General features: G+C 38.3%; 13 protein-coding genes. 10 read left to right on the forward strand and 3 right to left on the reverse strand.

Translation table 11 applies throughout. From position 1 onward, the window contains the following. Positions 1–84: 84 nt before the first annotated feature. Entirely contained in the window at positions 85–2085 is a 2001-nt protein-coding gene (locus ASE92_RS03465) for an LTA synthase family protein (RefSeq protein WP_235527273.1), read from the reverse strand. A 135-nt stretch (positions 2086–2220) separates the two neighbouring features. Between ASE92_RS03465 and ASE92_RS03470 the strand changes: the two genes are divergently transcribed. From ASE92_RS03470 to ASE92_RS03500, 7 genes are all read left to right on the forward strand, one after another. Further along, positions 2221–2796, forward strand: coding sequence for a hypothetical protein (locus ASE92_RS03470; protein WP_056848678.1), 576 nt, complete (start codon positions 2221–2223; stop codon positions 2794–2796). A gap of 321 nt (positions 2797–3117) precedes the next feature. Further along, the gene (locus ASE92_RS03475; RefSeq protein WP_056848679.1) at positions 3118–3615 is read left to right on the forward strand and encodes a phosphoheptose isomerase; all 498 of its coding nucleotides are present in this window, start codon (positions 3118–3120) and stop codon (positions 3613–3615) included. Between the two features lie 127 nt (positions 3616–3742). Beyond that, a complete protein-coding gene (locus ASE92_RS03480; RefSeq protein ID WP_056848680.1) occupies positions 3743–4471 on the forward strand; it encodes an acyl-CoA desaturase in 729 nt (242 codons plus the stop codon). Positions 4472–4876: 405 nt separating this feature from the next. Then, a complete protein-coding gene (locus ASE92_RS03485) occupies positions 4877–7315 on the forward strand; it encodes a TonB-dependent receptor domain-containing protein (protein WP_056848681.1) in 2439 nt (812 codons plus the stop codon). Between the two features lie 290 nt (positions 7316–7605). Next, entirely contained in the window at positions 7606–10737 is a 3132-nt protein-coding gene (locus ASE92_RS03490) for a SusC/RagA family TonB-linked outer membrane protein (protein WP_056848682.1), read from the forward strand. A gap of 11 nt (positions 10738–10748) precedes the next feature. Beyond that, positions 10749–12185, forward strand: a complete 1437-nt coding sequence (locus ASE92_RS03495) for a SusD/RagB family nutrient-binding outer membrane lipoprotein (protein ID WP_056848683.1) — start codon at positions 10749–10751, stop codon at positions 12183–12185. Positions 12186–12268: 83 nt separating this feature from the next. Next, entirely contained in the window at positions 12269–14356 is a 2088-nt protein-coding gene (locus ASE92_RS03500; RefSeq protein ID WP_056848684.1) for a prolyl oligopeptidase family serine peptidase, read from the forward strand. Between the two features lie 5 nt (positions 14357–14361). Here the strand turns inward: ASE92_RS03500 and ASE92_RS03505 are convergent, their stop codons facing one another. Then, a complete protein-coding gene (locus tag ASE92_RS03505) occupies positions 14362–16023 on the reverse strand; it encodes an ABC transporter substrate-binding protein (protein WP_369817379.1) in 1662 nt (553 codons plus the stop codon). 19 nt (positions 16024–16042) lie between these two features. Between ASE92_RS03505 and ASE92_RS03510 the strand changes: the two genes are divergently transcribed. Together ASE92_RS03510 and ASE92_RS03515 are read left to right on the forward strand one after the other, a co-directional pair. Continuing rightward, complete coding sequence (locus ASE92_RS03510) at positions 16043–16495, forward strand: hypothetical protein (protein ID WP_056848686.1); 453 nt, start codon at positions 16043–16045, stop codon at positions 16493–16495. 78 nt (positions 16496–16573) lie between these two features. Further along, positions 16574–17650: a DUF2891 domain-containing protein gene (locus tag ASE92_RS03515; protein WP_056849268.1), complete on the forward strand. Its 1077-nt coding sequence runs from the start codon at positions 16574–16576 to the stop codon at positions 17648–17650. A gap of 441 nt (positions 17651–18091) precedes the next feature. Here ASE92_RS03515 and ASE92_RS03520 read toward each other — a convergent pair whose 3' ends face one another. After that, positions 18092–18613: an NADPH-dependent FMN reductase gene (locus ASE92_RS03520; RefSeq protein ID WP_056848687.1), complete on the reverse strand. Its 522-nt coding sequence runs from the start codon at positions 18611–18613 to the stop codon at positions 18092–18094. 181 nt (positions 18614–18794) lie between these two features. Between ASE92_RS03520 and ASE92_RS03525 the strand changes: the two genes are divergently transcribed. Next, complete coding sequence (locus ASE92_RS03525; protein ID WP_056848688.1) at positions 18795–19598, forward strand: ParA family protein; 804 nt, start codon at positions 18795–18797, stop codon at positions 19596–19598. The last annotated feature ends 7 nt before the right edge of the window (positions 19599–19605 follow it).

A 19605-nucleotide genomic window follows, 5' to 3' on the forward strand; every position in this document is an offset into this window, starting at 1 on the left:
TCCATAGGCTTTAACCGACGATTTTGCATTGCCAAACGCAATGGCAAGTAGCGTTTTCTATTGTTTTAAGGATATGAGATAGATTTATTGATGATATCCGCCACTTGAATACAAGTAAGACGCCAACTGGTAATGTGCAACGGCCTCATCTGTTAGCCAACTTTCAGAAGGGATTACTTTGGAAGCCCCGGTTTTAAAATTCGGCGTAAATGTGTTTGATTTCTTGTTTGGATCTAAAATTATAAGTTTGTTGTTCTTAAGATATCCCAAGCTCTGATAGGTACTGATAAATGCCCTTTGCTGCTGGTCTTTCATTTTAAAAACATCCTGACCGAAGAACTTACTTTGATAGCTGAAATTGAGCAATCCTAGTATTGAAGGCCCAATATCGATCTGTGCCACAAGTTTTTCGAATTTGCCAGGCTTAATATGTGCTGGTGAATATATTATCATTGGAATATGGTATTTATCAACTGGAAGTTCAACTTTTCCGGCACTTGATGCACAATGATCTGCAACGATGACGAAAAGTGTATTCCCAAACCAGGGTTTAAGTTTTGCTTCTCTGATAAATCTTCCAATCGCGTAATCGGTATATTTTACGGCGCCTTCCCGTCCGGTATGTGATGGAATATCAACGCGGCCTTCCGGATAAGTGTATGGCCTGTGGTTCGAAACCGTCATGATGTGCGCAAAGAAGGGTTTCTTGCTTTTGTAATCTTTGTCCAGTTCCCGGAGCGAAAGCGTAAATAGGTCTTCATCCGCAACACCCCAGGTATTTTCATAATGGATTTCCTTTTCACTCAATGCATTTCGATCAGTGACTTGATAACCATTTTGAGAAAAGAACTCGTTCATATTATCAAAGTAGCCATAACCGCCATAGATAAACCTGCTGCTGTAGCCTTTAGAACGAAATACACTGCCCAATGTAAAAAGATTTTTATTGTTTGGGCGTTTAACGATAGATTGCCCCGGTGTTGGCGGTATACAGAGTGATAATGCCTCCAAACCACGAACCGTTCGTGTACCTGAAGCATATAAATTGGTGAACAGCAGACCCTCTTTTGCAAGTGAATCCAGATTGGGTGTGATGCCTTGTGTATTGCCATAACTCCCCAGGAATTCAGCACTCAAACTTTCTACGCTAATCAGGATGACGTTCATTCTCTTTTCCGCCGAATCAGCTTTGATATTCCTGATGGTGTTACGGTTTCTTAAATTGACTGGTAAAAAATTAAGATCTTTTCTGATGATAGACAGTGCTTTTTCGAGGGGTATAGTCTTATAAAATGTATCGTAATCTAACTCGTTGTGCCAAAAGGCAAAGCCAAAATCGTACATGCCATTGCCCGAAAGTTCATTTACATATTGATTGCGACTTTGATTTTTCCAGTTGTGGCTAACTAAAAAGTAGGTGGCAATCGGAGCGATAAGAAATAGCAATAGAAGCTTTGAACGATTTGCAAAACGCATTGGAATAAGGGTAGATTCCCACACTTTTTTCCTCAATAAGTAGGTGATAAATGCTGAAAGGACAAGAAGGATCGTTAAAATGGGAATAACAGGGTATGACTGCCTGATATTTCCGATAACTTCAGTAGTGTAAACCAGATAATCGACCGCAATAAAATTATAGCGTACCGAAAATTCTTCCCAGAAAATCCATTCGGAAATTGCATTAAAAATAAGCGTGAATATTACCACAAAAAAATAGGCAAGAATTAATATCTTACTTATTTTTTTGCTGTACCATCTCGATGGGAAAATCCACAGATAAAGAATAAGGGGGATTATTGCATAAGAAGCAGCTGCAAGATCATAGAATAGGCCAATAACAAATACCTTGAGGAGATTTGTTAAACTCCACTCAAAAGATGCCGAGGAATAAACTAAGAGCGAAATCCTCGTCAGCAGCGAAGCGGTGCATAGCAAAATCACAGCAAGTAGTACAGGTCCAAATCTACACTGAAATAGACTATTTAATTTTTTAAAGATGTTCATTGGTTTGATATTCATTCTGGCCGAAAGGCCAAAGCTATCATCGAATTCTGAAGAGATTCTGAAGTTTGTATGTTTCAACATTACTCAGCGTCATTGCTAAAAATTATGGTGAAATCAGTTATACAACTTATAGTTGTTCAATTGTAAAGTTAATTGTAAACTTTATTATACATAATTTGAAAATTTTTGTGTTATTTTGAAGTTCAAAAATTAAGCATGAAAAACATCTTCATTATCGCCATTCTCCTCTCCAGTTTTATTTGTCATGCTGATGCACAGAATATAAATCAGGCTATTGATGGTAACCAATATGTGAAGCAATTGGCTGATCAGCGATACCAATTCAATAAAAGCTTAATTAAAAAGTTACGCATTCCGTACCCGGTAGCCAAATCAATTTTTAACTCCAATTCATTAGTAGCCTTTGATGGCCACACCTATGTTTTAAAAAACAATGAAGTGGTAGAAATAAAAGGTTTTTTATTGTCGAAAAAAGCATTAGAGGCTATTACAAACAAATTGTTAATGTTGGATGCTTACCAGAAAAACTGTGCTGAAAATGTAAATAGGAGCTATAGTGAATCTGGTAGAGATTTACAATATGTAAAAAATAAGGATCGTCAATTTTTTGCCGCACTTAAACAAATATTATCCGTTACAGGGTCTATCTCTGATCAATATCAGAAACCTAATGCCTCTGTTACTATTGAAATGGCCATGAACAAAATCAAAGTCCAAGAGCTTAGTGCAGAACAGGATTCGCAAAATATAGCTTTCGCTAAAGTGAAATAACGTTTATCGCTTCGTTTCCCCAAAATAAAAGTTGAAGCGCTTCCAAAGGCACAAGCATTCCATTACCACAGGCTTGATATCAATCCAATTAATACAGGAATATTTTCTAATCCTACATTGAGATTAAATCTTTTCCTCTCGACAGCGGCTGTAGTAAACTTTACACTTTCTCCCGATTCTAAACAGCTCGAAAATATTACTAAAAAATGCAGTCGTAAAAAGGAGTTTTTAATTTATAAGCATTATTTTTGCCAAAACTGTAGATTGTGATCAACCAAAATTGTTTACAGTTTCTTTGCTTTAAAAATAACCTAATTAGTAATGACAAACGATAAAAAAGAAATATTTGACAGCGTTGCACAGCGTTTAAAAATTGAAGGTTTTAATGTGGTAAACCGCGATGAAACACGTCCTTGGGGCGGTTTTTTTGTAATTGATGAGGCGCAGGCTCAACAATTTGCTGATACTTATTTTGATGGCTTAGATGTAGAGAGTTTAAAAATTGGCGGCAAGTTAAGTCCGAAAATATTGATCGTTGCTCCGAATACCCGTTTATCCTGGCAATACCACCACCGCAGAGCCGAAATCTGGCAAGTGGTTACCGGTACAGTTGGTATTAAAACCAGCCAGACTGACGAAGAGGGGGAAGTGAAAACATACGCCCCAAAAGATCAAATTAAATTACAACAAGGTGAACGCCACCGTTTAATCGGTTTAGATGACTGGGGTGTTGTAGCAGAGATTTGGCAACATACAGATGCATCAAACCCATCTGATGAAAGCGATATCGTTCGCGTTCAGGATGATTTTGGCAGATAATATTTTTTAAATCCTGCTCGTTTTAATCGGGCAGGATTGTAGTAACTCTTCCTTTCCCATACCTTGGTTTTCTAACCGCCAAAACTAAACGTAGATAAAATACGTTAATAAAGCATACACACAATACATGATTATCCTCATTTTCTTTCTTTGCCATTGGTTCTTATCCTTATTTAGCCAAACCTTTTTCCTTCACCGTTATTCATCGCATAAAATGTTTAAGATGGAGCCTTTCTGGGAAAAATTCTTTTATTTAATTTTACTTATTTCTCAAGGTTCATCATTCTTAAATCCAAGGGCTTATGCTATTTTGCACCGTATGCACCATGCTTATAGCGATACAGAAAAGGATCCGCATTCCCCACATTTTTTTAAGGATGTTTTCGGGATGATGATTGCTACAAAAAATATGTATATGAACTATTTGCAGTTTAAAATACAACCTGAACCGGCTTTTCAGGGTAATTATCCTGAATGGCCTATAGTCGATAAGATTGGAAATTCTTGGTTATGGCGAATTGCATGTGGTTTATTTTATATTGGTTTTTATATCATGTTCGCAAACCATTGGTGGTTGTTTATTTTATTGCCAATTCATTTTTTAATGGGTCCGTTACATGGCGCCATTGTTAACTGGTGCGGGCATAAATATGGTTATTCTAACCACGATAATGATGACCATAGCAAAAACTCCTTACCTTGGGATTTTCTATTAATGGGAGAGTTGTTTCAGAATAATCACCATAAAAAACCCAATAGTCCTAACTTTGCTACTAAATGGTGGGAGTTTGATCCAACCTATCCGGTAATGAAGGTTTTGCACTGGATGCGGATTATCAAAATAAGAAAAGTATAGTCAATTTCTGTTGGCAGAATCCATTTCTTCGCTGATAAAATAAATATGCGCTGGTCAGCCAGTGCATATTTATTTTATCCTCTAATGTCTCTTAATTAAGCTTTTTTGGTTGTTTCAATGCTTCAATATACTGGAAAACATCTATTCCATTAAGGGTATATGCACTCGGTAATCATATCACTATCAAATTAAATTGTTAAGGATGAGAAGCATGTTATTCTTGCTTATTTCCGATCTATTTTTTTTTCTTTTTACATTTCTAGTGAACTATCATTTTTACGCTGTTATTGTCTGAAAAATTTGCACCTTTGCCGACTAAATTAACGAAGTCGCGAAAAAGTATTCTCCTGCATTGTAACAAATGGCCTCTTCCGCCGACTAATAACCAAAGATTAACTTACTAATATGAAAAGAATTTTACTCTTAATCCTATCGCTGGGAATATTTATCAATGCTCAGGCCCAATTTCCTGGTGGTTTAGGTGGAGGTGCAAAAAAACCAACCGTTTTTGGCCGTGTTACGGCAACCATTTTAGATTCTGTTACCAAACAGCCTATAGATTACGCAACAGTTTCGCTTATTAATACAAAGGATAATAAATCGGTAAACGGTGGGGTAACAGATCCGAAAGGAAAGTTATCATTGCAAAATGTTGCGCCTGATTCTTATAAATTGATGATCGGTTTTATGGGTTACAAAACCAAAACTATTTTGGTTAACACCACCCCGGCAAAACCCGATCAGAATTTAGGAACCATTTATATTTCTTCAACAGAAAATACGTTGGCTGATGTACAGGTTCAGGGAACAAAAGCAGTGATCGAAAATAAGATCGATAGAATGGTATATAACGCTGAAGCTGACGGAACTAATGCCGGTGGCGATGCTACAGACGTGATGCGTAAAGTGCCCATGTTATCGGTTGATGCTACAGGAAATGTACAATTGCGTGGCGGGGCTGTTCGTGTGTTAATTAACGGTAAGCCCTCTGGAACAATGGCCAGCAGTGTAGCTGATGCCTTAAAAATGATTCCGGCAGAGCAAATTAAAAGTGTTGAAGTGATTACCAGTCCCTCGGCAAAATACGATGCCGAAGGATCGGGAGGTATTATCAATATCATCACTAAAAAATCTACAGCACAAGGTGTTAGCGGAAGTGTTAACGCATCAGTTGGAACACGCCAGAACAATGGAGCGTTTAACCTAACTGCTAAAACTGGCCGTTTAAGTGTGAACACTAGTTTGGGTACTAACTTAGCTTATCCGCAAAAATCGCTTACAGAATTTATAACCAACACCACATATTTAAACGGTACAACCAATAGCATTTCGCAAAATGGATTCTCTAAATGGAGACGTGATGGCTACAATGGAAGCCTGGGCTTAGATTACGATTTTAATGCTTACAATAACATTAGTACAACGGCTAAAATTAATAGCTTTTCTAACGGAGGTCCAAGTGAAACCAATTATATCATCAACAACATTGCTGCGGCAAATATTGGAGATATGGAAATGACCTTCAGGAATTTGGATTGGAACGTGGATTACCGTAAAACGAGTAAGAAGGAGGGAGAAGAGTTTTCTGTTTCGGCACAACTTTCCACGGGTAGAAATCCCACACGTTTCAGTAATACACTTACCTCTGCAGCTTTTCCAACAGGTTTAATTACCAATAGTAACAATACGGGAAAAAACAATGAGTATACTTTCCAAACGGATTATACTTATCCGTTTTCAAAAGCTACCGTTTTAGAGGTTGGTGCAAAAGCTATTTTACGCGATATCAAAAGTCAGTTTGATGTTGCTGCACAAGATTTTGATTATAACCAGGATGTAGGTGCTGCTTACGGTGTAATTGCTTTCGATTTATCGAAAAAATGGAAGTTTAAAGGTGGGGTTAGAGCAGAATATACACAGATTGATTTTAATACTCAAAACAGCGGAATCCAAAAAAATGATTATTTAAACCTGTTTCCAAGTGCCATTCTTTCAAGAACTTTGAAAGGTGGGGCTACTTTGAAATTGAGCTATAATCGCCGTGTTCAAAGACCAACCCAGAATTATCTGAATCCTTTCCGTAACGAAAGCGACCAGTTTAATATCATGCAAGGTAACCCACAATTGGATCCTGAGTTAAGTCAAAATTTTGAATTGGGTTATAACACCTATATTAAAGGTTCAGTTATTACGGCTTCATTATTTTATCGTCGTACAGGTGGCGTGATAGAGCGTTCTATCTCACCTGTTACAGAAAATGGCATTAACAAAACATTGAGTTCGTATATTAATGTGGGTACTGCAGAAACCTATGGCTTTAACTTGTTCGGTTCTTACAATCCTAAACCAAAATGGACATTGATGACCAATTTTGTTGGTAGCACTTACTCAGTAACCAATAACGAAACCAATGTTAACACGGGTACCTACTTCAATTTCAATTGGTTTGTACGTTCTGCTTATGGTTTCGGGAAAGGATATAATTTTGAACTTTTCAATGTAATTACCTCGCGAGTACGTACCTATCAGGGTGTTACCGATCCATTTTACATTTACGGTGCCTCATTTAAAAAGGATTTATTTAAGAAAAAAGGAAGCATTGGTGTAAACGTGTTAAATCCGTTTACAAAAGATCTTCATATTAAAACAGTAAATAACGCAGTAAATGCTACGGGTACAATTTACCAAAGCATGAATATCTACTATCCGCTTCGGTCATTTGGGGTTAACTTCAGTTATAGTTTCGGTAAACTGAAATTTACAGAAAAGAAAAAAATCAAAAATGATGACGCAAAACAAGACCAGCAACAAGGTGGTGGCGGAATGGGCGGCATTCAACAATAAAATTTAGAGACAAATATTAAAGCCTTCGATAAAATCGAAGGCTTTTTTGTTTACGGTGTATAAAATACACTTAGTACCTGAAAATTATCTTATAACCCGTTTGTTTAGCAAAGATTATGCTTGTTTTTGCGGTATAATTTCGATATGCCTGATTCTTATTGCAGGTTTTATGGCAAATTTCTTTATTTATTTAGATTTAACCAGTTTTTGCTAGGTTTTTATGCGGTTTTTTATTTTTAAAAACTATATATTGCATCTAACTAACAAACCTTAACCTAAATAATAGAGATATGAGAAAAATCTTTACCTCACTATTTTTTTTGTGTGTTTTGCTAACGGGTCTTTCTTCTATGGCTCAGGTAAAAACAGTAACAGGAAAAATTACTTCTTCTGATGATTCTGGGCCATTACCTGGTGCTAGCGTTAAAATAAAAGGAAGCACTACCGGAACATCAACTGATAGTAATGGTAGTTTTACTATTCAGGTACCTTCTTCATCTGCGGTTTTAGTGATCAGTTTAATTGGTTACAAAACACAGGAAGTTACTGTTGGTAACCGAACTACAATTGCTTTGGCGCTGGCTTCAGATTCACAACAGTTGGAAGAAGTTACCGTTTCTACAGCTTTAGGGATTACCAGGCAGGCAAAGTCGTTAGGTTATGCTGCTCAAACGGTTAAATCAGAAGACTTGAATTATAACCATCAACCTAATTTAGTTAATGCGTTACAGGGAAAAGTTGCTGGTGCCACTATTTCAAGTACTGGTGGTGGTCCTGGTCAGGGTGCAAGTATCAGGGTTAGGGGTGTAAACTCCATTGACCCAAACATTTCTGGCGATCCGCTTTATGTCATTGATGGAGTTCAGATTGATAACTCAACTTCAACTGTAGGAGCAAATCCAGGCGGTAATTCTTATGGCTCAAGAGGTGTAACCAATAGGGCTTCGGACGTAAATCCTGAAGATATTGAAACCATTAATATCTTAAAAGGCGGCGCAGCAACGGCTTTATATGGTTTAAGAGGCGCAAACGGCGTAGTGGTAATTACTACAAAAAGAGGTAAGCAAAATGGAATCCAGGTAAATTTCAATAGTACTTATGGTTTCGAGAATGTATTAATCAGTCCGAAAGTTCAAACAGAATATACACAAGGGGTTTTAGGTGTTTATACCAATCCTCCAGGTGGTATCGGACCAGCTTGGGGACCAACAATTGCGGAAGCGAAATTAATTGATCCAACCCATCCTGATAAGCTTTTTAATAATTATGATCAGGCTTTTGGCACTGGACAGCAGGTTAAAAATTCGGTTTCATTAACCGGTGGAAGTGATGCTATTAAATTTTTCTCCTCAATCTCGCAACTTTACCAAAAAGGGATGATGCCTAATACGGATAATAAAAACTTATCTGCAAGACTAAATACTGATCTCATTATCAGTCCAAAGTTTAAGGCTTCTGTTAACATGAACTTTACCAATTCAGGTGGTTACACTTATGCAGCCGATCGGTTTGGAGAAGGTTTAGCTTATTTTTCACCTCGATACGATGTTTCTGATTATGAAAATGCAGATGGTTCTCAAAAATATCTTGGAACAAATAATCCGATTTGGGGAACCGCTAATAATAAGCTTAAAGGCGATGTAAACCGCTTCATTGGCGGTGCAAGTTTAAGTTATGATCCAGCAAAATGGTTAAATCTATCGTACCGTTTTGGTATCGATACCTACAATGATAACAGGGTGAGAACAGCTCGTGGCCCAATGTATACCGGTGAAGCGATGTATGATAACGAGCAGGGCTTCTACGGAGAGTACAATACCAAATTTAGAACACTGAACAGTACCTTAGTTGCTACTTTTACAACTAAGTTAGGGGAAGACATTACAGGTACTTTAAGATTAGGGCAAGAACTTTACGACAGACGAATTAAAGAGATTGGAACCTTGGGCAGTATTTTAGGGATTTATAACTTCTTTAATCTTACTAATGCAGGGGTGGTAACGCTAAGCCAAAACCTCCGCGAAAAGCGTTTGGTGGGTTATTTTGGAGAGGCTACGTTTGATTATAAGAATTATCTGTTCTTAACCGTTACAGGAAGAAATGATATCACTTCAACTTTGCCAAAAGAAAACAGATCATTCTTTTATCCTTCTGCAAGTTTAAGCTACGTTTTCTCTGATCATTTAAAACTGCCATCAGTGATCAATCAGGCTAAATTAAGGTTGTCTTATGCACGGATCGGTAAGGATGCTTCAGAATATTCTACTTTTACAGGCTATTCTCCTTACGGTAGTTTACCAACCGGTACAGGTGGTTTAACAATTGCTTCTAACCTGGGTAACCCTGATTTATTACCAGAGTTTACAAATACCTATGAGGCAGGTTTAGAAATGTCGTTTTTCAAAAACCGCCTGGGATTTGACTTCACTTACTATTATTCATTAAGTCAGGATCAAATTATTCAAACCCAGATTTCATCAGCTGTAGGCTATGTAACCAAATCAATTAATGCGGGCGATATTCGTAACCGAGGTGTAGAATTGGTCATTAATGGTAAACCAATTGTAGGTAAAGATTTCAACTGGAGCGTAAACCTTAACCTTTCGGCAAATAGAAACAAGGTGCTTAACATGCCTAATGGCATTAAAGAGATTGTGTATGGCGCTGCGAGAGGTTATGGAAATGCTGGGGTAACCATGAAACTGATAGAAGGCCAGCCTTACGGAAATATTTATGGAAGTTATTTCCAGAGGTATTCTCCAAACCCTCAGGATCCAATCGTTTTAGATAAAAATCTTCCTTTACTAATCGGTACAAATGGTTTTCCAATCATTTCTGGTGGCACACAAAGATTGTTAGGTAACTCTCAACCAGATTATATTATTGGTTTAGGAAACACGTTCAACTACAAAAACTTCAGCTTAAACGTGTTGTTTGATGCCCGTTTAGGTTTCGAAAAATATAACTGGTTAGAAGATTTTTATTCGGCATTTGGCTTGCCAGATTATACAACCGACAGAAGATCGTTTAAAACATTTGAAGGTGTACTTGCAAATGGAACGCCGAATACCAAACAAGTTTGGCTTGGACAAACTACCGGCCCTGATAATGTTAATTACGGCGAGGGTTATTACCGGATTTATTACAGAAATGTATCTGAGCCATTTGTATCTGATGCTTCCTGGGTACGTTTACGTTCGGCAAGTTTATCTTACCGTTTTCCACAGAATTGGTTACCTGCAAAAGCAATTAAAAACGCTTCGTTATCGGTTACGGGAAACAATTTGTGGTTATGGACAAAATATTACGGCGTAGATCCTGAATCAAGTTCTTATGATGCAGGAAGCAACAATGATGGCTCTGCAGGATTTACCTATCCATCTTCCCGTCAGATTCTGTTCACGCTTAATGTTGGTTTTTAAAAAGAATTAAGATGCAAAAGATTATAAAATATACCTTGTTTTCGGCCATGATTGCAACATTAGGTTTGCAAGGCTGTAAGGATAGTTACTTTGATAAACTATCAGATAATCCAAACCAGGTTGCTAACCCAACCTTAAACGCCTTATTAGCAACATCTACTTATAAAGCGGGTTTAAATAACTATAATGTGGCGAGTATTATTTTGCCTTACGTGCAGTATACAGCCAACCCTGCTGCAAATGGCGCCGGCGATACTTACCAGGCCATAGATTTTAGTGGTACCTGGGATGCCTTGTATTTTGCTATGGCTGATGCCAATGAAATGAAAAAGCTAGCGATTGCCCAAAATTCAAGCGAATATAAAGGCGTTGCCGATGTGATCATTGCCTACAATTTGATCATGGTGAATGATTTATGGGGCGATGCTCCTTTTTCTGAAGCTTTTAATATCAATAATTTAGTGCCGAAGTATGATAAGCAACAAGATGTTTATGCATCTTCTATGGCTTTGATTGATGAGGCCATTGTGGAGTTGGCAAAAACAAACTCAGCAGTAAAATTAGCGGCAGCCAGCGATTTAATTTATGGCACTACTGCTGCTACCGAGAGGGCCAACTGGTTAAAGTTTGCTTACGCTTTGAAAGCCCGACTATTGAATAAAGTAAGTAAAACTGCTAGCTACAATCCGGCAGCTGTTTTAGATGCTGTAAGCAAATCAATCGCTAATAACAATGAAGATGCAAGAATGCAGACTTTTAGAGAGCGTAATTTTTGGGCAACTGTGGCGCTTAATAATTCACAGCAATCTTTAGGTGGATGGCTTTCTGAGCAATTAATTGATGCATTAAACGGGACATCATATCCTGGTCCGATTGATCCACGACTGCCAAAAATTACTGACTTAACAGTTGATGGAAAATGGATTGGCACTGTAAACGGAGCAGGAAATCGACCTCCTGGAGCAAACACTTTGAAAAATGAAAACTATATTTCACAGAATTCTCCCTGGAGCGGAAACACTTCTCCAATTTTCCTGGTAACCTACGCAGAGCTAAAATTCATTGAAGCAGAAGCCGCTTTCGATACCGACAGAACGAGATCATATAACGCGTATTTGGCAGGGATTTCTGCGAACATGGATAAATTTCAGGTTGAAGCAGTAGATAAGGCAGCTTATTTAGCAAGGCCTACAGTTTCTGTAGGTGCAGCCGCACTTACTAAAGATTTAATCTTTAAAGAAAAATATATCGCCACCTATCTCAACCCAGAAGCCTGGAATGATGCTCGCCGTTTTGATTATAAATACAAAGATTTTACATTGCCAGTGAATAATGCATTGCCAACTTTCATTCGCCGCCTGGATTACACTCAGGGTGAAAGGAGTAAAAATGGAGCAAACGTTCCTGTTGATGTACCAAGAACCACAAGATTGTGGTGGGATCAGTAACAATTTTATAAAAAACAATTTTCAAGCCCTTCCCATTTACTGGTTAGGGCTTTTTTGTATAAATTATCCAGAAATTTCCTATAATGAAGAAAGCGCTTTTTACTTTACTGGTATTTGCTTCAATAGCCTCAGCTTTTGCGCAATCATTTTCCATTAAATCCGTACTTAGTTATCCTTTTCCGTCGCAATTGGTAGCATCTCCAGTGGGTTCTAAAATGACCTGGGCAGCTAATGAACAAGGTAAAAGAAATATTTATACTGCCGAAGCGCCAGATTATAAAGCGGTAAAAATAACCAACTTTAATGAAGATGATGGCCAGGAGCTGACCAGTCTTTCTATTTCTGCTGATGGCCAATGGGTTGTTTTTGTAAAGGGCGGCGATCATGGTGGAAGAGACGGCGGTTCAGTGAATGCGGCTTCCTTACCAACCCCACCCAAGGTAGAAATTTTTACCATTCCATTTTCAGGGGGTAAAATAAATTCAATTTCCGAAGGTGATAACCCTGTATTTTCACCAAAAGGCAATCAGCTCCTCTTTGCGAAAGGAGGTCAGATTTATCTAAGCCCGGCAGATGGCGCTTCACCCGCAAAAAATATTATCAGTGTAAAAGGATCTAATACATCCTATAAATGGTCGCCTGATGGGGAGAAAATTGCATTTGTAAGTAATCGCAACGATCATTCATTTATAGGGATTTATCAAGATCAAAAAACGCCAATTAAATGGTTGTCGCCCTCATTTTCCAGAGATAATTCTCCTGTTTGGTCGCCCGAAGGGGATGCTATAGCCTTTGTCAGGATGCAAGGAGTTGGCGGAGAAACAGATTCTATATTAAAAGCGAAACACCAACCCTGGGCCATTTGGACAGTTGATCTTAAAACCGAAAAAAGCAAACAAATTTGGAAGGCCCCGGAAACAGTACGTGGATCTTTTCCATCGATAGAGGGTGGGGCAAACTTAATGTGGGCAAAGGATAGGATTGTATTTACTTCGTATGAAGATGGATGGCCGCATTTGTATGCCATGAAAGCTGATGGATCACAAAAAATATTACTTACTCCTGGTAACTTCACCGTTGAAAACATCAAATTAAGCAGTGATAAAAAAACTTTGGTGTTTGCATCCAACACCGGTAAGGACGTTCATGATTTAGACCGAAGACATATCTATACTGTTGATGCGGATAAAGCCAATATGAAACCTTTAAGTTCGGGTTTGGGTATTGAAGCTTATCCCGTATTTTCGGGAGATGCAAAACAGGTATTTTGTTTAAGTGCTACTGCACAGCGGCCCTTGCTGCCAGCACTTTTGAAAGCCGGAGGAACTATAAATCTAATTGGTGAAGAATTGATTCCAAAAGATTTTCCGTTATCGAAAATGGTTACTCCCAAACACGTTAATTTTAAAGCGGCTGATGGCAATACCGTTTATGGACAACTTTTTTCTCCTAAAAAAGCTGCTAAAAATCACCCGGCCATTGTTTATGTTCACGGTGGACCCCAACGCCAAATGTATCTGGGCTGGAGCCCGATGGATTATTATTCCATTGATTATGCTTTGAATCAGTACCTCGTGAGTATGGGTTTTACGGTACTTTCTGTCAATTACCGTTTGGGTTTGGGTTATGGATATGATTTTCACAAACCTAAAAATGCCGGAGCTCAAGGTGCTTCAGAATACCAGGATATTAAGGCAGCAGGGGAGTGGTTAGCGAATCAAGCCAATATCGATCCTAAACGGATAGGGATTTATGGCGGCTCTTATGGAGGTTACTTAACGGCTCTGGCACTTGGGAAAGACTCTAAGCTGTTCGCTGCAGGTGTAGACATTCACGGTGTTAACAGTCGATTTAGTAGTGCAGCGATCGAAGGGAAAACGCCTGCTCCCGATGCGGATTTGGCGGCGAAAATTGCGAATGAATCTTCACCAGTTACCTATGTTAAAACCTGGACTTCCCCAACCTTGATCATCCATGCCGATGATGATCGCAACGTAGCTTTTAATCAAAGTGTAGATTTAGCGAAACGCTTTGAAGATTTGAAGATGGATTTTGAATTTCTGGCTATTCCTGATGATACCCACCATTGGATGAAGTTTTCTAATGGCGTAAAAGTGAGTGATGCCACGGCAGATTTTTTAAAACGCAAGCTGATGGATAGAGAAAAGTGAGGATATCAATCCTTTTTAATGCCTTTTAAGATCATTAAGCTTAAGGCATTAAATGCATAGCCGCTAATGTTATTTTGTAGCATCACTACCGATTGATCGTAAAATAATGGCACCACAGGTGAGTTTTCCATCACCAGTTGGTCCATTTTGCGGTAAAGCGCAAAACGTTTTTCGTTATCGGTTTCGTAATAACTTTGTTCAAATAACCGATCAAATTCCTTATTGTAAAAGGCAAAGTAATTTGGGCCGAAGGGAACTTTATTTTTGGAATAGAACATCGAAAGAAAATTTTCTCCATCTGCATAATCGGCTAGCCATGAACCACGGAAAAAATTCACACTGTTTTTCGACATTAAATCTCTCAAACTTGCGCTCGGACTCACATCAATTTTAACTTTAATGCCCACGTTTGTCAACTCTCCTTGAATAAATTCGATCAAGTCTTTGTAAGTAGTGGTGGTATTCAAGGTGATTTCCGGGAAACCCTTCCCGTCAGGGAAACCAGCTTCCTTTAACAGTTTGGCAGAAAGCTTTGGATTGTAGGAATAGCCCCGAACGGCAACACTATCAAATCCAGGCATCCCTTTTGGTATAAACCCGGAAGTTGCGGCGATGCCGATCCCATTGCGCAAATATCTAATCAATTTGTCGCGATCAATGGCATAATTAATAGCCTGTCTAATTTTCTTAATTTTCAGAGGCGAGTTTTTTACCAAGGCTAAATTTGAATCAACCAAAATGCCAACGTATTCCGTGCACAGATACGGGCTTTTGGTTAAGGTAAACTTGCCTTTGTATTTGGTGGTCATCTTACCGCTTTTCGTCAGGATGTCATCACGGTAGCTTCCATCAACGTTGTAATAAAAATCAAGGTCTTTCTTTAAAAAACTCATAAAACCACTCTGTTTGTCGCTGATAAAAGTAGCTTTAACGGCATCTAAATACGGTAATTGTTTCCCTGTGTTATCTTTTTCGAAATAATGTTCATTTTTTAATAGAACCAGAATTTCTCCCTCTTTCCAATATTTGAATTTAAAAGGGCCTGTCCCCACCGGGTGACTTCGAAAATCTTTACCGTAATGCTCCACCACTTCTTTTGGCACCACCGAACAATATTGTGTAGTGAGTAAATTCATAAATGGTGGAAAAGGGCGAACCAGTTGAATTTTAAAAGTACTGTCGTTTATTGCAATAAAACTCGATTGATCTTTGACTTTGTCACTAAAAATCCAACCGCCAGAGGAGGCTACTTTTGGATCGATTAACCTATAGAATGAATAGGCAAAATCGCTGGCAATAACTTTTCTTCCCTTGCCATTTTTAAAAATTTCATCATCCTGAAAGTATACATCATCGCGTAAGTTAAATGTGTAGGTCAGTGCATCTGCAGAAACCGTCCAGCTTTTTGCAATACATGGAACAGTTTGCAACGATGAATCTATCTGCACCAGGCCGTTAAAAATTTGGTTGGTCATCCAAATGGCATTTTGGTTTCGGGCAAATGCCGGATCGAGAGAAGTCAGACCTTGATCCAGATTGATATTGAAAACTTTTTTGTCGCTATTATTATTATTTTGTTTGCAGGAAATGCAGATGATAAGACAAACAATCCAAAATATATATCTAAATGAGCCTTGCATGCGGTAAGGAATGTTATTTTTGCACAAATTAATAAATTTAATGCAGATGTCTTTTTTAAACGATTTATTTATTGGCTTGGATGCTACAAAACGTGATGATTTACAGGAGCGTTTGGATATTGTTGAGCATAAAATTAAGTTTATGGATAAAATGCCGGTTGCTTTATTAGATGTAAACAATAATCCAAGTTATTTACTTACGGAAGAGATTGCTTTAGCTGGAGGAATGATCGAGTCCGACGTGATGAATGCTGCTTTTATTATCTACTACCAACCTGGGAAAATGCTTACCGATCTGATGAGAGAGGTTCCATCTGTTTTAGATAGCGATTGGCAAGCAGTAAAAAACAACCGCATCATTTTGCTTAATGATGATGTTAACCGGGAAAGATCAGCTGAAAATGCTGTATCGCTGATTGAAGACATGGCTGAAATGCTTCATCCCGGTTCTTTTATCTTCGGTCATGAAGGTGATAAATGGATCAGGTTTGGAGCTTAAAACTGATGGTGTGGGAGATTTGAAATGGTTATGCGGCCATTCCCGATGATAATTAAATGGCTTATAATTAAATCAATCATGAAAAAAAGCATTTCCTTTTGCATTCTTATATTCTCTTTCGTATTTGCTTCGGCACAGGTTGTACCCACTTTAACTGCTGATGTTGCAGAAAAGCTAGCCAAGATGCCGCTTGGATGCATTATTCAGGAGTTTCCGAATAAAACTTCGCATGTGGCCAATACAGCAGTTGATGGAAGGTTACTGCCAAGCGAACTGCATCCCGCTTTTTTTGGTTGTTTAGATTGGCACAGTTCTGTTCACGGCCATTGGATGTTGCTGCGATTGCTAAAAACGGTTCCTGATCTTAAAAGCAAGACTGAAATTATTGCGGTTTTGGATAAAACCTTTTCTCCTGATAAGATGAAAGCCGAAGCCGAGTATTTTACTAAATATCAGGTGGCCAGTACTTATGAGCGCACTTACGGCTGGGCCTGGTTATTAAAGCTTGATCAGGAACTGTACACCTGGGATAATCCGGATGCTAAAAAATGGCATGCTGCTTTGCAACCTTTAACGCAACAGATTTTGAAGCTCTGGAAAGCCTATTTGCCAAAGCAAACTTATCCCAACAGAACGGGCGTACATCCCAATACGGCTTTTGGTTTAGTATTCGCCTTAGATTGGGCAAGAACTTTCAAAGACGTAGCATTCGAAAAACAGATTGAAGAAAAGGCAAAAGCTTTCTATTTGGATAACAAGGCAACTCCAGCTTACCTTGAGCCAGATGGATCCGACTTCTTTTCGCCAAGTTTAGAGATTGCCGATTTAATCAGGCGGGTTCTTCCAAAAAAAGACTTTGTAAACTGGCTAAATAAATTCTATGAAAAAAGAAGTCTGGATAGGATTAGCGATCTGCCAATCATCAGCGATATCAACGATTATCAGGGCGTTCATTTAGTGGGTTTATCCTTTACCCGAGCATGGTGCATGAAAGGAATTGCGAAAGAATTGCCGGAAAACCATAAATGGAAAAAACATTTTGAAAGTACAGCTGATAAATTCTTAGCTAATGCCTTGCCCCTGGTTTTTGCCGGTAATTACGGTGGCGATCACTGGCTAGCCTCATTTGCAGTTTACGCTTTAGAAAAACAGTGACTTTGTTTTGTATCTATTAGAGACAAGCGTAGGCATATTAAAGAAATCGATTAAATCGATAACCTATTTTGCACTCGTTAGAAACGAGCGCAGGCATATGCCAAGGTGGATAAAGGAAGTCGATTAAATCGATAAGCTATTTTGCACTCGTTAGAAACGAGCGCAGGCCTATGCCAAGGCGGATAAAGGAAATCGATTAAATCGATAAGCTATTTTGCACTCGTTAGAAACGAGCGCAGGCCTATGCCAAGGCGGATAGACGAATTCGATAAATCGATAAGCTATTTTGCACTCGTTAGGAATGAGCGCAGGCACCGGCGAAGGCGGATAAACAAATTCGATTAAATCGATAAGCTATTTTCGTGCTCGTTAGGAATGAGCGCAGGCATGCAAGGAGTGAAGGCATTGATCTTAAAATCTTTAAATCCTTCAAAATTCTGGTTAAAAGTTGATGAATTTATCTATCTGTTCATTCGTAAATTTAACAGTGTCTTCTTGAAATAAATTTCCATTTTCATCGAGCTCCTGTTTGATGTTAGGGATATGTATCCTCAGTGGAAGCACATTCAGGTGAATATAATGGCACACTCCAGTGAAATGATCTACTCCACGAATGTTTCCATATTTACCAGACGATAAGCCAACCAACGCTGCTTTTTTATCATAAAAACTTCCCGGGAAATCGGCGGCGTCGATCATTACCTTTAACACTCCGGGATAACTTCCATTGTATTCAGGCATCACAAAAATAAACTTGTCTGTCTCGCTAATCAAATTTTGAATTTCTTGAAATGCTGGCGACCGCTTTCCAAACATATCCGTATTTAAAATATCTGCAGGCAAATCTTCCAAACTAAAAATGCCAGCTTCCTGGCCTTTTATTTTCAGTTGCGCTTGGTAATATTTAGCAATTTTTAGCGTGTTACTATTGGGCCTGTTGGTGGCAGCTATAATTGTGATCATGAATGAATTGTTAATAAGATGTTTAAAACCCGATAGACCTTCTTGCTAAAATTACCATATAGTTTGTATCTTAGCTGATTGATAAAAAGGGCGTAAACAACGCAAAAATAGAACTTTTTGCCGATTTAAAGGCATAAATAAACAGCGCCCAAATACGCGTTATTAAATTTCGGATAGATAGATGAGCAAAATAATTGCATTAGCAAATCAAAAAGGTGGTGTTGGTAAAACAACTTCATCTATAAACCTTGCGGCGAGTTTAGCCGTTTTAGAATACAAAACTTTATTGGTAGATGCTGATCCTCAGGCGAATTCAACTTCAGGTATTGGTTTTGATCCCCGGAATATCAAGGACAGTATCTACGAATGTATCATCAACGATATCGACCCTGCCCAGGCTATCCAAAAAACAGATACTCCAAATTTAGATTTGTTACCTGCGCATATTGATTTGGTTGGTGCCGAAATTGAAATGATCAATCTCAATAACCGTGAGTATAAAATGAAAGCGGTGTTAGAAAAAATTAAAGATCAATACGATTTCATTATCATCGATTGCTCTCCTTCGTTAGGATTAATTACCATCAATGCTTTAACAGCAGCCGATTCGGTTATTATTCCGGTTCAATGCGAATATTTTGCGTTAGAGGGTTTGGGTAAATTGTTAAATACAATTAAAATTGTTCAAAACCGTTTAAACCCTGAATTGGAAATAGAAGGAATCTTATTAACCATGTACGATGTTCGTTTACGTTTATCAAACCAGGTGGTTGAAGAGGTTCGTACGCATTTCCATGAGTTGGTTTTTGATACCATTATTCAGCGAAATACCCGTTTAAGTGAGGCACCAAGTTATGGCGTTTCGGTAATTATGCATGATGCCAATTGCAAAGGCGCAATTAACTACCTCAATCTTGCCCGAGAAATCGTGAAGAAAAACGGACTGTTAAAAGAGGAAGAAAACATAGATACAGCAACTTTATAAATTATAG

The sequence above is a fragment of the Pedobacter sp. Leaf41 genome (genome assembly GCF_001422545.1).
Lineage (GTDB): Bacteria > Bacteroidota > Bacteroidia > Sphingobacteriales > Sphingobacteriaceae > Pedobacter.